This window comes from Nonomuraea sp. NPDC005650, from assembly GCF_040605375.1.
Lineage (GTDB): Bacteria > Actinomycetota > Actinomycetes > Streptosporangiales > Streptosporangiaceae > Nonomuraea.
Window position 1 is genome coordinate 23969 of the sequence record NZ_JBEXCR010000041.1, and the last position, 13932, is coordinate 37900.

Genomic DNA, 13932 nt, shown 5'->3' on the forward strand with positions numbered 1-13932 from the left:
CTAGGAAAAACTTCATGGAGTGGCTGTCCGAGGCGGAAGAGTGTCTTCTGCTCAACACTAGAGAAATGTCGCCACTGTGGGCCCTGCTTGCCGACTGGACCAAGTCCGAAGACGAGTCAAAATGGGACGAGGCCAGGCCGATACTCCTCGAAATGATTAAAGATTGGGAGCATAGGCGAATAATTGAAGTCCACATCGGCCCGCAATGGCCAGCCCACTTTGAGGGCGTGCGGGTTGAGGGCGAAGACCTGCTGCTACTGCTACACAACCCTCAATCTTGGCATTATAACGAAGGCACTGAGGACGTTATCAGTCTCCTGCCAGGGCCGATGGAATATCTCGTCTCTGCGCCTCCCGAAGAACGGCACGAAGGGTTCCTTAAGTAGGTGATCTCTTGAACAGGGAGTCTCTCAAAAAACTCTTGGATACAGCCGGAATAAACCCCAACGCATACCGGATCGACGGACGTGACGGCGAGGAACAGTTCTGCATGCAGGAGATGCCACCCGGCTGGGTCGTTTACTACGCCGAACGTGGCATGAGAAGAGACGAGCGCATGTTCGCTAGTAAGTCTGCAGCTTGCGCTTACCTACTTGATCTACTTCTAGCCGACCCCACCTCAAGATATGAGCCCAAGAAACCCTAGGCTCCTCGACCGCGCCTATCGCCTGCGGTGAACACGTGAGAAGCACGGCCCTCCAAGACTTAAAGAAGGAACGAACATGCAATAGCCCTATCGGATCCGGAGTCCGAGTTGGAGCTCCTGCAAGTAACATTCACGCCTACCTGCCTGAGGAGCCGGGATGGCATCTCCCATAAGCGCAAAGGACGGCCGTGATCCAGAGCGGATCTCGGTCAGCATAGAAATTCAGGCTTATGATTCGACCCGGGGCGTCGGCTCATGGAATGACGAGGGAGCCCAAATTCGGATAGAGAGCTGGACAACGCCGGAGCCAACCATGGTTCTTTCGGGTAATCCCGCAGGGTTGACCTCACTGGCCCGGCACCTGCTAACTCTCGTTCAGGACCAGGTCCCCGATGGAAGACACTTCGATTTCGATACCTACTCAGGGTGGCTGGCAGACGATTCGATTGCCCTACGCCTAGAGGTTGAAGAACCCTAGTGCGCTCGCACGGTTGGGCTCTGCGGCTTGATTGCAGCAAACCACAGTGCCCAACACCACCGGACTCCAGTCCCGCTGCGGTCTCGACGACCCCGCGAACACATTGGCACGCCCGTTGAGTGGACGCACATGAAGAGCGGGGACATCTTGCGCTTCTCTCGCCGGAGTATCGCCTTGCCCAGGCCAGGCAGCAGTCACATTATGGGCGGCAGCGCCTTGGCGTTCTCAGTACAGTGACAGGGTGGCAGGTGAGCAGCTGAGTGCGCGGGTGGACAGTTGGATCTGGTCGGTGCGGCTGACCAGGACTCGTTCGATCGCGTCCGACGCCTGCCGGGGCGGTCACGTCCGGGTCAACGGGGTGCGGGTCAAGCCCGCGCACGTCGTCCGGGTCGGTGACGAGGTCCGGCTGCGGCACGAGGGGCGCGAACGCATCGTGGTCGTCTCCCGGGTCATCACCAAGCGCGTCGGCGCCGCCGTGGCCGCCGAGTGCTACGTCGACAAGAGCCCTCCGCCTCCTCCGCGCGAGGAGGTCGTGACGGTGGCCGTTCGGGCTCGTGGCGCGGGTCGCCCCACCAAACGCGAACGCCGCAACATCGACAAGCTGCTCGGACGCCCGGCGATGGAGGGGCAGCGCCGCCCGGAGTGACCGAGCATGCCCGCATCGAACTGGATGCGCGGTTCTCGAGTAGTGCGTGAGACCTGTGGATCGGCCAGGAGGGGTGCACCTTCCCGGTGATCGTCTTGAGGTCTCACGCATGGCCGACGCGCCAACGTCGGTCGGGAAGGTGCACCCATGCCCACCGTGGCCCCCGACCCGTCCGATCAAGATGTTGTCACGTCGGCCGGGTCGCCTGTGGCGGCGTCGTTGATCGACGAGATCGTCCGGGAGGGCGCGCGCCGGATGTTGGCCGAGGTCGATGCCTACCTCGCTCAGTTCGCCGACCAGCGTGACGAGCGCGGTCGTCGTCTGGTGGTGCGTAACGGTTCGCGCCAGCCTGCGAGGAGCACGGCTCGCTGAAACTACAGCATGCCGTGGAGGAAGTGATTTCGACCTGGCTGCGCGCGAGTTCCCCACACCAACCGGACTTCGAGCTCACCGTGACACGAGGAACAACGGTGACGGCTCAGTGCCCAGGATGGACCTAGCTGGAATCTGCATGCCTGGCGATGGGCATGCGGTTGGGAGTACTGACCGGTCAGGACGCCGCCCAGAAGTACCAGCCCTGGTCATCAAAGCAGGGATGGGTCTGTGTCCCACCTGCCTGCACACCGTTCCTCCAGTATTCGCAAATTCCCTGAGTGGAGTAGGGGCCGTACCAGTGACCTGCCGTCTCCTTGGCCTGTGCGGGACTGACGGAGAGCAGTAGAGCCGCGAGGCCGCCGATCGTGGTAATGGCAATTCTTCCGGTGACGTTTCGCTTCATTTCTCCGCTTCCTTTCGTCGTTTCTTCGTCATACGGCCGGCCATGTCAAGCGCGGAACCGGTACTTGCCCAGCAGAGAAGCGACCGCCAATTCGGTTCCACGCGATTGAAGGCAGACGCATGTCTGGAGGTGCCGACAATTTCGTCACCCGTGTGTCATTCACGCTAATGTCCAAGAAAGGCTTGGCGCCAGGTAACCAGCAGGACATTCATAGGACATTTCGCCGCTGACGGGAGCAGTTCGTGAGAGTCAGACGCGCCTGCTCCCCGCAGACGTTGGCCACCAAGCCTCTGGAGGGCATGGCAACCGGGCCAGGCTCACATCCCCCGATTCGATGGCCCCCTCCAGCCAGTCAGCGGTCGCCCGGACGCGCGCCACCGCGGCGCGCTCGTCTTCGGTGAACAGGCCGGGTAGTACCCGGCCCACCGAGGCCACGAACAGGGAGCACGCCCCGACGAGGTCGAGGAAGCCGCGGCTGCGCTCGATGCGGGGCAGGGCGGACGTACGCTGCCGTACTCACCGACGTTGCTGCCGCTCCCCCCTCTCCGACTACACCACCCTCGCGATTTGACCTTGCCCAAAGGGCAAGGCGCAGGATCGTTCCTGACGAAATGATGAGGAGCGCGAACATGGAGTTGCTGACCATCGGGACGTTCGCGCGGGCGTCCCGCCTGTCACCCAAGGCGCTGCGGCTCTATGACGAGCTGGGGCTGCTGATGCCTGCGCGCGTCGATCCCGTGACCGGCTACCGGCTCTATGACCCGGCGCAGCTCGAACGAGCGCGCCTGGTCGCATGGCTGCGCCGCCTCGGCATGCCACTGGCGCGCATCCGGGAGGTGTGCGAGCTGGAGCCCGAGGCGGCTGCCCAGCGGGTCCGCGCCTTCTGGGCCGAGGTCGAGGCCGACACCGCCTCCCGACGTGACCTGGCCACGTTCCTCATCGACCACCTGTCACGAAAGGACACCACGATGCCCAGCACCAGCATGACAATCCGCTACGCCGCCCTGTCCGACACCGGCCTGGTCCGCGAGAGCAACCAGGACACCGCCTATGCGGGCTCCCACCTGCTCGCCGTGGCAGACGGCTTCGGCAGCAGCGGAGCCCCAGCCAGCGCCGCCGCCGTCGACGCGCTGAAGCCCCTCGAAATCGGCGAGGCCCTTCCCGCCGGGGATCTCCTCAACGTGCTCGAGGACGCCATCGAGCAGGCCAACCGGGCCGTCCACGCTGCCGCTGGTTCTGAGACGTCCGGCACCACCCTCACCGCGATGCTGTGGACCGGCTCCCAGCTCGCTCTCGTCCACATCGGGGACTCCCGTGCCTACCTTCTGCGCGGCGCCGAGTTCTTCCAGATCACCACCGATCACACCATCGTCCAGTCCATGGTCGACCAGGGCCGCCTCACCCCCGAGGAGGCGACCACCCATCCCCAACGGTCGCTGCTCCTGCGAGCCCTGTCGGGCGCGGGCCAGGCCGCACCCGACATCCGCCTCCACGACGCCCGTCCGGGCGACCGCTACCTACTGTGCTCCGACGGCCTGTCCGCCGTCGTGCCGCCCGGCGACCTGCGCCGGGTGCTGGCCGAGGCCACCACCCCGGAGGAGGCGGTGCGTGAACTCGTCGCGCTCGCCAACCGCACCGGCGGCCCCGACAACGTCAGCTGCATCGTCGCAGACGTCAGTAGCGAAGGCCGTGACCATACAGGCAGCGGCCAGTGACGGTCACTGTCGGGCTGCTGACGCCAAAGTTTCATGAACCAGCGCCCGTCAGTGAACGCACCCGCTTCGAACCCGCCCGCAATTCGCCCACCTCAACACCGAAGGCGTCGTGGACCTGAGTCGTCGTCGGCGGTCGTACCTCGCTCCACATCAACCCAGGACGCTACCGCTGCCGCGGGCGGCCGGTCGACGTCTTTTGCAGCACCAGCTCGACACTGCCGACCTGGCCCTCCGCTCGGGTCGCTGCGACCGGAGCGGAGGGTCGAGATGCTCGCCGGGCCCCTGCCCGGCATCTACGACCCCACCGGACCGGGGAAACTGCTGTTCGCGTTCTTTGCGGCGATGGCGGAGACCCGAGCGAGAGAACATCCGGGGGTCGACGCTGGAGGGGCTCACACCGCCTCCCGCAAAGGCAGGAACGGCGGCCGGCCACCCGTCATCACCGCCGACATGCTGCACACCGTGCTGCGGCGCCGGGCGCTCGAGGAGTCCATCGAGCAGATCCAGCCCAATCTGATCATCCCCACCGCTAAGCGCAAGGGACGGAATCCGTCCGTGGCCGGCATCTACCGGACGCTCGCCGAACACACCAAGCGCGAGGCGTACCCCGAAGCTGTCAAGCATGCATACACCGACTTCGCCGTCCTCCAGGCAGGCCAACTCCCCGCTCAGTGACGCCATACCGTCATCGTCGATCACCTCTTGGGGCTACGGGACCAACAGCTCTCACTCGTGGGTGCCGTTCGCTACCGCTAATTTCCGTTCCGATACTCCAAAAGTAAGTACAACCCCGGTCCCGGCCGGTGCAGATGGTCGTCGCGCTCCTGACGACGGCGGGGATCCTGGTGGCGGAGCGGTGCACGTACGAGCTGATCGAGGTTCCCGGGCAGCGGCTCAGGTTATCTTCGGTCATCAGATGGGCAAGTTGTGTGAGGTCGCCGGGATCAACACCACCACCGCAGCCGAGTTCATCGGGGAGATCGGCATCGACATGAGCCGCTTTCCGGCCTCGGCTCATCTGGTCTCCTGGGCCAAGTTCTGCCCCAAGACGCACGAGTCGGCGGGCAAGAAGAAGGCCAAGGGCCGCGGCCAGGGCAACCCGTGGTCTCGGCGGCATCCTCGGGCGTATCGTCTTCGGCTTCTTCCGGACCCAGATCTTCCTGCGGACCAGGCACCGCCGGCTGGCCCGACGGATGGCGCCACAGAAAGCCGTTGTCGCCTCCGGCAACGCCGTGCTTACGGTATCTGGCACCTGCTGTCCGACCCCGAGGCCCACTTCCGCGACCTTGGCCCCGGCTGTTACGACTCCCGCATCAACAAGGACCGCAAGCTCCGCAACCTGGCCCGGCACTTGCAGGCGCTCACCGGCCAGACCATCCTCGTGCGGGACGGGAAGGTGACAGTCGAACCAGAAGTCGCCTGATACCTATACCGCTTGAGGCCGACCCTGACCAGCCACACGACGGCGGGGTCCGCTGCCGCCTGCCCACTGATCTCTATTTTCGGGTCAGATCGGTGGCCACCGCCTCAGCGGCCTGCCGGTCGGTGAGATTGTCCCCCCGCTGCAACACCGTGACCAACGCCAGCCGTCCCGGTGACCAGCCCGGCCGGCCCTCCCTGCCGAAGGCGCCCGCGAACGCCTCATCAGCGAACACCTCGCCCAACTCATCACGCACCCGCACCGGTAACGGCACCTGCCGCCTGCCTCGGTAGATCGCCCGGATCGCCGCCGCGACCTCAGGCGCCGGCTCCGGCTACGGCATCGGCTGCATCGACACGGCTACCTCTATCCATCCCGCAGCCAAGACGAAGGCAACGGCTGCTCCCACGGGCGTGATCAAGGACAGAAGCCATCAGATCATGAACCAGTTGGCATCGCGCGAGTTAACCAGCAGGGTCCTTCAGGAGATTCGCTGAGCTCAGGCTGGAGAATGCCATGTCCGCCCCTGGCAGCGACGCGCCCTGGATTTGCACTCCGGTCAGGCTGCTCGCCAAACCGTCGGCGTAGGAGTTCTCCGGTGCGCTCGGCACGGGTCGTCCCGCCCGTCACCTGATGACGAACGGGCCCGCCCCGAAACGACACCTACCAGCACGTCAATCCGAGGCGGCGACGTTGGCGCGTGCCTCGGCGCGGGCTACGTGACCATTGGCAATGTTGAGTGAGGAGCGTCCATGAGCTCGTCGCTCAGGCGCACGCCGCTTTCCAACTCGACCACGGTCAGACATGCCGCAGTGATATCTATTTCGGCCTCCGCCACGTCGCTGTCGTACCCCGCCGCCAGCAGCTCCCTGTAACCGTTCATCGGGCCGAGGCGCTCCGACCGTTCGTGGAAGGGTATGTCGATCGGTCCTGGATGGTCCAGGTCTCCCTCGAGATTTCCATATCGAACATACATGCTGGTGTTGCCCTCGATGTCGACGGACACGTACCAGTGCCGGAATCCTGGGCCGGACAACCGGTTACTCACCTCTTGGCGTTCCTCTCCTGGATTGGTCCAGTCGAGAGTGACGATGCCTTGATCGACTCGGTAGAGATGAAGGCTGCCGGGACTGTGCTGGTCCTCGTCGCCTATCAGTGTGAGCGGATCGCATCCCAGACGGTGCACCGCGTCCTCGATCGAGAGCGCGCCGGAGTCGGGAAGAGTGACCGTGTAAGCGAAGGTGTCAAGGTCCTCCAGCAGGTCGCGGTAACGAGCGACGATCTCATCGAACATCAGACGATCATCCTTTATGACGGGACATGGATGCCCCCCAGGGGAGTTGCTTCGGGCTCCTGGGGGGCATCAGAGATGTTTAGTTCTGGTTAGCGTGTGGATTCCGCCCTGGCACGTGTGCCTCTACCCACCACAAGTCGTAGGTTTTTCCCGCTTATTGCCGTCTACGGCGAGAATGCGTTGGGTGCCGTAGACGGTGCCGAGTCGTACCCCGTCGTCCGCCCAGGCCGACGTGGCGATAGCGACGGTGTAGCTCCAGGAGATCCCGTCGCTGAGCAGGTCGCCGGGAAGCAGGGGACTTCCGGAGCACCCTGGGGACGGCCGCGCGGACCTGCGCCCCGGTGATGGGGCGTAGCCGGTCGGCGACGACGACGGCGGGGGTGGCCGGGCGGGCGCTCGGCCCGGCGGAGCGGGCCGTGGGAGGGAGATCGGCGGCGCAGGCGGTCAGCGTGGCTACGAGCAGGAGGGCCAGGAGGGCCAGGAGGGTTCGCATCACCGCTACTTCAGGACTCCGGGCAGCGAGGATCGAGCTGCCCGCCAGCCGGAAGGAGCGACGCGGTCGCTCTTGTGCATGCGGGGTCTCCTGGGCACTCGCGAATGGTTGACGCGGGCAACCGTATCCAGGGGCGGTCTATCGCGGGTATGTCGCACGCTCGGCGAAGGGCGGGATGCTCCTGGTGCCCGCCCAGGGCGAGGACCAGCCTGGCAGGGGTTGCAGAGCTCCAACGCCGCCGGGCAGCACGGACGGTCACCATCGAGCTCCACGAAGCCGGCAACTCGCGGCAGAGAGACCGCTACCCCGGAAGGTGCGCCGGTCGCCGTATCAGAGTGTCTCGCGCTGAAGGTTTTCCTGCGGCAGGTCGGCGATCGCGCCCACCAGGAGTGGTCCGTTCAGCAGGTCGGCGGTGAACGTCACGCCGGTCAAGCGGGCCGCCATCGCGAACATCCGCGCGAGGCCGTGTTCGGACAGGTCGTCGTACTGCTGGTCCCACTCCTCGTCCGAGCTCGCTTCCAGGGGCAGGCCGAACTCGCGCATGAGGCCGGCGAGCCGGTCGGTGTCGGCACCGGAGCGATGCTCGGGAGCGGTCGGGTCGAAAGCGGTGATTACGATGCCGTCTGCGGCGTAGTGGAAGTAGTCGCAGGCGTAGTCATGTCGTAAGACGGACACCACATCGGTGCCGGCCGACAGCCGCGACAGCGTCGGGTCGTCCGTCCCCGACCAGCCGCACGGCTCCACCGCCGCGCACCCATCGCCGGTTGCGACCACTCCGACATAACCACCTCCGTCACCGCCGCCGGTCACCATGGTGAAGTCGGAGACCGCGAGATCCAGCTCGGCGAAGCTCATCTCCGTGCTCGTGCGGGCGCCGAACCGTCGCAGCACCTCGGCCGGGTCGAGCCCGCGCAGCAAGGTCACGCAGTAGATCTCGCCGAGTAGGTTGCCCCGATCGCCGTACGGCGGTTGCAGCCAGCGGAACGGCCTCAGCACATCGATTGCCATGTCGCGATCTTGGCAGGCCCTACCGACAGAGTCAGGCCCACTTCACCCTCCGTGCGCACCTGCTGTTCGAGAGCCGACCTGTTGCCGCAGGAATCACGGAACTCGCGGTAGTTGAATAGGTGACTCCATCAGTACCAAGGGCCCTCACAGCAGTCGGCGGATTCCAGGGGTTGTTGCAACACGGCTGAAGCTCAGCGAGACGCTCGGCCGGGGTGGTCCAGCCGAGCGTTTGTGTGGGTGGCCGTTGAGTTCGGCGGCTGATGCCGCCAGCTGAGGAGCGGGCCTTCGCGTTTGCGGCGCGCACGCAGAATTCGTGTTGTCGCGTTCGCTCGGGTGAATCAGACCCTCTGCCTGCTCCGTCGGGCCGCGACGAACGACGCCAGCGTGAGCAGGCTGAGCAGGCCCCAGTAGGCGAAGGTCCTTGTGCCGTACCGGTCCAGGGTTTCGCCGATGAACGTCAGGCTGGGCAGCAAATAGAGGGCGGCGGCCAGCGCCCACCTGCCGTCTCTGATCACCACAGTGGCCCAGAGCACGGCTGCGAGTCCCAGCACTTTGACACCCGCCAGGAAGATCTGCCAGGTCAGCGTCAGCGTGAATGCGGGAACGACGTACCCCAGCGTGTATGCGGGGACGATCAACTCCGCCGCCCAGAAAAGCGCCGGGATGAGGAGCCACGCCCACGATCGGGCCGGGAGCCTGTTTCCCGGCCGCACCGCGAGGATGGCCAGGGCCATGAAAATTATCCAGTACGGCAGCAGCTGCCCAATGAACAGATGAGGCGGGCCGAATTCGATCGCCCCATAACCGAGGCTGCCTGTCAGCAGCGAGCGGCTGGTCTCGAGTGCGGCGATCAGCGCGAGGGGCAGTGCCGGCCATACCCATCCACGGATGATCGCCACCATCAGCACGATCGCGCCGAGCATCCAGACGGGCTCGGCGAGGAAGATGCGCCAGCCCTCCCGCGCGACTCCGATATCCGTGGCGAACGTGGTCGTGGCCACGGCGAGTGCGCCCAACTGGAGCCCGTCCGCCCACCAGGGCGTCGCCGGGGGTCTGGCGTATCTCGCGCGAGCGGCGAAGCCACCGGTGACAAGGGCGATCACCTCCCTGAACGGAGGGCGGCGCGCCTCCGGATCGGACGCCTCCATCAGGGTGCTGACGAGTTCCTCGCCGCGCGAGTCGCGATATGCCCTCGGGTAGGCCCTGAGCAGAGAGCGGCAACGCCGTTCCAGAACGTTCTCGGTGCTCATGCCCCCATCACCACGATCTGGCTCGTGACGACCCTGGCGGCCTGCTGAAGCCGTACGGCCTCCTGGCGGGCGGCGGTCACGCCGTCGTCCGTGATCCGGTAATAGCGTCGTGGCCGGCCGTCGACGACCTCTTCCCCGTCCAGCACCACGAGGCCCGCCTCGACCAGCCGGTCGAGCGCGCCGTACAGGGTGCCGACGGCGAGCCTCACCCGTCCGCCCGACTGCTCACCCGCACGTTTGATGATCCCGTAGCCGTGCAGGGGGGCTTGTAAGAGTGCGGCGAGGATGAAGTACGTCGCCTCTGTCATTTTGATCACGGAGTGCACTATATATCGGGTCCCGATATATGGGTGGCGTTTCCGGCCGATCGCCCGCCTGGCCAGCCGTCGATCTGCCTTCGGGCGTGCTGATGGCGGCGAGTCTCGTCTCGGGTACCTCCGGCCGCGCGCAGTCGAAAGGCCCGCCGCCAGGTGGCACTTTCCAGGGGCGTCGCAACTCGATGGCTCTGGTTGCCGGCGGTGAGAAGCACAGCGAGGTCGGTTCAATTACGGTGGTACGCCATGGGCTCGGCGCTCACGTCCGTGTCTTCGCTGGGTCCTGTTCGTCGTGGTCGCGCAGCATGCGCAGGACTGTGGCGGGTGAGGGGCGCCGACTCTTCTTCTTGCCCTGGGTGATGACCAGGCGGGCGGCGATCTCGCGCAGGTGCAGAGCCATGGACAGCAGGGCGGGGTTGGTGACGGTGGCCTTGCCGTTCTTGCGGGCGTACTCGTGGCCTTCCAGGGTGCGGTCGCGGATGTACTCGCGTTCCATCCCCGACAGGGCAGTCAGCACGGTGAACACACGCCGGACAGATCATGGCTGCCTTGCAGCTCGCCGGTGAGGAAGTCCAGGGCGACGCCCGCAGTTGTTCGGCGAACTCAGCCAGGGCCGCCGCGGCCGAGCCGTTTGTGCTCGTGGACGACCAGGGTGACGGCGATGCGCGTATCTCGCGGGCCGGGTCCACGGCCCGCTCGAGTTCGGGCCGCCTCGGGGCGCGGGTGGAGATCTTCTCGGAGCCCGGCTTGCGCAGCGCCCGGGCCGGCACGTTGAGCGCCTTGGCCAGGGCGAGCACGAGCCGGAAGCGGGCGGTGTGGTGCTGAGCGGCGACCTTGCCCTTGCCGGTGCGGCAGGGGGAGCCGGCCGGGGTCGCTCTTTCACAGGCGAGGGCCTATGAAACAGCGACGATGTCGGCTTGCCGCGTTGAGCGACTCGGGGTGCTCGCGCCAGGGTTCACTCGCCTGCGGAGCGGCTGACCAGTCAGGGCGTGGGGCCGGGCTGCGCGGCAGGACCATGGATGATCTGTTCCAGGCAGTCGCGGAACAGATCGTCGACGGTGCGGCCAGCCTGGAAGTACTCTGTCACGCCGGCCATCACGGTGGGGTACGCCGTGGCATAGGCGGCCATGTCGAAGCCGTCCAGGGCGTCCGCGTCGGGGCGGCCGGCCTGTTCCTCCAGGACGTAGCCGACCGTGAAGCGCAACGCCGTCAACACGATCAGGCGAGCCTGCCGCAGGGGAATGCCCCGCCCGACCAGTGTGCTCATCGCCAGTTCGGAGATGGCGGCCATCTTGAGGGACAGCTGGGAGGCCGCGATGATCCGGGCTCCGTCCGGGTGGGCCAGCAGCGCGCGGCGCAGCCGCGCGGCCAGGCCGATCAGCCAGTCCTGCCAGCGCTCCTCCGGCGCGGGCGACGCCAGCTCGGGGAACTGCTGCTCAAGAATCGCCTCGGCGATCGCGGTGACCAGCGCCGCCTTGTTCGGGATGTGCCAGTAAAGGGTCGGCGACTGTACGCCGAGCCGGGCGGCCAGTTTGCGCGTGGTCACGCCGTCGAGACCCTCGGCGTCCAGTAGCGCGACGGCCTCGGTGACGATCCGCTGCTTGTCCAAAGCCAATTCCGGCACCTCCCTTCCGAGTCTATCAGTGATAGAGTTCTCTATCACTGATAGAGACTCACGTGCCAGAGGAGGCAACGATGAGACATCAGCACTCGCTCCGCGACCTGCTGCACTGGGGGACCCATCGCATACCGGGGGTTCCCGCGCACATCGAGCAGCCGGCCGGCCACCAGGGCCAGGCCCGCCACGGCCATGGGTGGCGGCGCTCGCACCACCGTTCGCACCACCACGGGTTCAACCACTCTCCGGCCCGTCCGCCTCGCGTCCTGGCAGGGTGGCAGACGCGGGTCGCCCGCTTGTTCGGGCAGGAGCTGGGATGAAGGCGGCGGTGCTCCACGAGGTCGGCGGCATCCCGCGCTATGAGGACTTCCCCGATCCGGTGGCCGGCGACGGCGAGGTGATCATCGATGTCAAGGCGGTCGCCGTCGAGAACGTCGACAAGGCGATCGCGGCCGGTACGCACTACGCCAGCGAGAAGTACATCGGCCGGCTTCCGATGATCCCCGTCTTCGACGGCATCGGCGCCCTCCCGGACGGCACGCTCGTCGGGTTCGGCAACATCCGCCTGCCCTACGGCGCGCTCGCCGAGAAGGCCGTGGTGCCCCAGGGCTCCTACATGCCGATCCCCGACGGCATCGACCCGGCCGTGGTAGCGGTGATGGCCTCGGCCGTCACCGCGATGTCGATGAAGACGGCCGCGGGGTTCGTTCCCGGGGAGACGGTGCTGGTGCAGGGCGCCACCGGGGTCGCCGGGCGGCTCGCGGTCAAGGTGGCCCGGCTGCTGGGCGTCGGCCGGATCGTGGCCACCGGCCGCGACGACGACCAGTTGCGCGAGGTGCGGGCCATCGGGGCCGACACGGTGATCAACACCGCGGTCTCCGACGAGGCGCTGGCGCAGGCGTATCTCGACGCCAGGGGGGACGGCTACGACGTCGTCGTGGACTACCTGTGGGGCAGGCCCAGCGAGATCCTGCTGCGCGCCCTGGTGCCGCGGTCGTTCGCGTTCGGCAAGCCGACCCGGGTGGTCCAGATCGGCGAGTCGGTCGGCACCGAGGTCGCCATCGCCGGGTCGAGCCTGCGCACCTCCGGCGTGGAGATCTACGGCGCGGCCAAGGGCCTCGACCCGCAGACCATGGACGAGGTGTACCAGCAGGTCGTGACGTGGACGCGGTCCGGCGAGCTCACCTTCGACGTGGAGAAGGTCCCGCTGAGCGACATCGAGACCGCCTGGCAGCGAACCGACCTCAAAGGCAGGCGACTCGTCGTGATGCCATGACCGGCCCGCGCCCACGACCCACCAGTGATGATCACCGGTCAGCGGTTCCGTCGCCGTCCCACCCACGACGGCGACGGAACCGTCTCCGAGCGGCGGTGCCCAGCCGCTTCGAACGAGGCGTCCTCGTCGAACACGAGCCGGCGACCGCAGCCTGACGTGCGGTGCTAAAACGCTAAAAACAGAGACACCGTGAGAGAGGCAGCAATGGAGCAAGGCACCCGCGGCGAGCTCATCAGTCGGCTGGCCGAGGCGATCAGGTCCGTCACGATCGCGCACCCGCTGCGGGTCGCCATCGACGGGCCGCCCGCCGCCGGCAAGACCACGCTGGCCGACGAGCTCGCCGTCGTCCTGCGCGCGCAGGACCGCGACGTCATCCGCGCGACCATCGACGACTTCCTCTTCCCCCGTGCACAACGCTACCGACGCGGCCAGTACTCGGCCGAAGGCTGCTACTTCGACGCCCACGACCACGCCGCGCTGTGCCGGGTCCTGCTCGATCCGCTGGGCCCAGGCGGAGACCGAAGGTTCCAACACGCGGTCTACGACAGAGACACCGACACCCCGTCGTCCCCGCCGGCCACGACCGCCCCCGCAGACGCCGTGCTGCTCTTCGACGGCGTCTTCCTCCTGCGCCCAGAACTCATCGACCGGTGGGACCTGCGCATCTTCGTTTCCGTCCCCTTCGAGCAGACGGTAGATCGCGCCCGGTACCGAGGCACAGCACTGGCCGAATCCACTGCCGACACCGCCGAAATCGAACGGTCCTGGCGCAACCGCTATATCCCCTCCCAACAGCTCTACTTCGCCATAGCCCGCCCAACCGACCACGCCGACATCATCGTGTACAACGATCAGCTCCAACGGCCGACCTGGGAAGTCCGACCACACTCATCGATACACAGGATTTGACAATTGCTCGCGGTTCTCCCGCGCCCACCTCATTCAACGCCGGAACCCAGCTTCGTCACGCAAAGAGCACGATAAATCACCCAGTTC

At 66.3% G+C, this 13932-nt stretch carries 17 protein-coding genes and 3 pseudogenes; 10 read left to right on the forward strand and 10 right to left on the reverse strand.

What is annotated here, in order from left to right:
* Positions 1 to 14: 14 nt before the first annotated feature.
* The 3 genes and pseudogenes from ABZS69_RS49700 to ABZS69_RS49710 form a co-directional block, all read left to right on the forward strand.
* The gene (locus ABZS69_RS49700; protein ID WP_355386702.1) at positions 15 to 386 is read left to right on the forward strand and encodes a hypothetical protein; all 372 of its coding nucleotides are present in this window, start codon (positions 15 to 17) and stop codon (positions 384 to 386) included.
* Positions 387 to 1365: 979 nt separating this feature from the next.
* Positions 1366 to 1770, forward strand: coding sequence for an RNA-binding S4 domain-containing protein (locus ABZS69_RS49705; RefSeq protein WP_355386705.1), 405 nt, complete (start codon positions 1366 to 1368; stop codon positions 1768 to 1770).
* 147 nt (positions 1771 to 1917) lie between these two features.
* Positions 1918 to 2109, forward strand: a pseudogene (locus tag ABZS69_RS49710) (IS256 family transposase); the annotation flags it as partial.
* A 211-nt stretch (positions 2110 to 2320) separates the two neighbouring features.
* Here ABZS69_RS49710 and ABZS69_RS49715 read toward each other — a convergent pair.
* Positions 2321 to 2548: a hypothetical protein gene (locus tag ABZS69_RS49715; RefSeq protein ID WP_355386708.1), complete on the reverse strand. Its 228-nt coding sequence runs from the start codon at positions 2546 to 2548 to the stop codon at positions 2321 to 2323.
* A gap of 249 nt (positions 2549 to 2797) precedes the next feature.
* Positions 2798 to 3046, reverse strand: a pseudogene (locus ABZS69_RS49720) (DUF6192 family protein); the annotation flags it as partial.
* 131 nt (positions 3047 to 3177) lie between these two features.
* Here ABZS69_RS49720 and ABZS69_RS49725 point away from each other — a divergent pair.
* The 3 genes from ABZS69_RS49725 (at position 3178) to ABZS69_RS49735 (ending at position 5686) form a co-directional block, all read left to right on the forward strand.
* A complete protein-coding gene (locus ABZS69_RS49725) occupies positions 3178 to 4263 on the forward strand; it encodes a MerR family transcriptional regulator (RefSeq protein ID WP_355386711.1) in 1086 nt (361 codons plus the stop codon).
* A gap of 267 nt (positions 4264 to 4530) precedes the next feature.
* Positions 4531 to 4938 carry a hypothetical protein gene (locus ABZS69_RS49730; protein WP_355386714.1) on the forward strand — a complete coding sequence of 136 codons (408 nt, stop codon included), beginning with the start codon at positions 4531 to 4533 and terminating at the stop codon, positions 4936 to 4938.
* Positions 4939 to 5179: 241 nt separating this feature from the next.
* Positions 5180 to 5686 (forward strand): transposase, encoded by a 507-nt coding sequence (locus tag ABZS69_RS49735; RefSeq protein WP_355386717.1) that lies wholly within the window; start codon positions 5180 to 5182, stop codon positions 5684 to 5686.
* Between the two features lie 97 nt (positions 5687 to 5783).
* Here ABZS69_RS49735 and ABZS69_RS49740 read toward each other — a convergent pair.
* The 7 genes and pseudogenes from ABZS69_RS49740 to ABZS69_RS49770 all read right to left on the reverse strand — a co-directional run.
* A pseudogene (locus ABZS69_RS49740) lies at positions 5784 to 5951 on the reverse strand (IS5/IS1182 family transposase); the annotation flags it as partial.
* 196 nt (positions 5952 to 6147) lie between these two features.
* Positions 6148 to 6294 (reverse strand): pentapeptide repeat-containing protein, encoded by a 147-nt coding sequence (locus ABZS69_RS49745; RefSeq protein WP_355386720.1) that lies wholly within the window; start codon positions 6292 to 6294, stop codon positions 6148 to 6150.
* Positions 6295 to 6398: 104 nt separating this feature from the next.
* A complete protein-coding gene (locus ABZS69_RS49750) occupies positions 6399 to 6977 on the reverse strand; it encodes a hypothetical protein (protein ID WP_355386723.1) in 579 nt (192 codons plus the stop codon).
* 823 nt (positions 6978 to 7800) lie between these two features.
* Complete coding sequence (locus ABZS69_RS49755; protein ID WP_355386726.1) at positions 7801 to 8478, reverse strand: DUF6461 domain-containing protein; 678 nt, start codon at positions 8476 to 8478, stop codon at positions 7801 to 7803.
* A gap of 338 nt (positions 8479 to 8816) precedes the next feature.
* On the reverse strand, positions 8817 to 9728 hold the full coding sequence (locus tag ABZS69_RS49760) for a hypothetical protein (protein WP_355386729.1): 912 nt from the start codon (positions 9726 to 9728) through the stop codon (positions 8817 to 8819).
* Complete coding sequence (locus ABZS69_RS49765; protein WP_355386907.1) at positions 9725 to 10036, reverse strand: PadR family transcriptional regulator; 312 nt, start codon at positions 10034 to 10036, stop codon at positions 9725 to 9727. The genes ABZS69_RS49760 and ABZS69_RS49765 overlap by 4 nt, the downstream gene beginning before the upstream one ends.
* A gap of 265 nt (positions 10037 to 10301) precedes the next feature.
* Positions 10302 to 10568, reverse strand: a complete 267-nt coding sequence (locus ABZS69_RS49770) for a hypothetical protein (RefSeq protein ID WP_355386732.1) — start codon at positions 10566 to 10568, stop codon at positions 10302 to 10304.
* Positions 10569 to 10582: 14 nt separating this feature from the next.
* Here ABZS69_RS49770 and ABZS69_RS49775 point away from each other — a divergent pair, with 14 nt between their 5' ends.
* Positions 10583 to 10867, forward strand: coding sequence for a hypothetical protein (locus ABZS69_RS49775; RefSeq protein WP_355386735.1), 285 nt, complete (start codon positions 10583 to 10585; stop codon positions 10865 to 10867).
* 157 nt (positions 10868 to 11024) lie between these two features.
* Here the strand turns inward: ABZS69_RS49775 and ABZS69_RS49780 are convergent, their stop codons facing one another.
* Positions 11025 to 11657, reverse strand: coding sequence for a TetR/AcrR family transcriptional regulator C-terminal domain-containing protein (locus tag ABZS69_RS49780; RefSeq protein WP_355386738.1), 633 nt, complete (start codon positions 11655 to 11657; stop codon positions 11025 to 11027).
* A gap of 80 nt (positions 11658 to 11737) precedes the next feature.
* On the opposite strand from ABZS69_RS49780, the gene ABZS69_RS49785 reads away from it, so the two are divergent.
* The 3 genes from ABZS69_RS49785 to ABZS69_RS49795 all read left to right on the forward strand — a co-directional run bounded on the left by ABZS69_RS49785 (position 11738) and on the right by ABZS69_RS49795 (position 13845).
* Positions 11738 to 11980 carry a hypothetical protein gene (locus ABZS69_RS49785; RefSeq protein ID WP_355386741.1) on the forward strand — a complete coding sequence of 81 codons (243 nt, stop codon included), beginning with the start codon at positions 11738 to 11740 and terminating at the stop codon, positions 11978 to 11980.
* On the forward strand, positions 11977 to 12936 hold the full coding sequence (locus tag ABZS69_RS49790; RefSeq protein WP_355386744.1) for a zinc-binding alcohol dehydrogenase family protein: 960 nt from the start codon (positions 11977 to 11979) through the stop codon (positions 12934 to 12936). The genes ABZS69_RS49785 and ABZS69_RS49790 overlap by 4 nt, the downstream gene beginning before the upstream one ends.
* A gap of 204 nt (positions 12937 to 13140) precedes the next feature.
* Positions 13141 to 13845: a cytidylate kinase family protein gene (locus ABZS69_RS49795; RefSeq protein WP_355386747.1), complete on the forward strand. Its 705-nt coding sequence runs from the start codon at positions 13141 to 13143 to the stop codon at positions 13843 to 13845.
* Positions 13846 to 13932 lie beyond the last annotated feature (87 nt).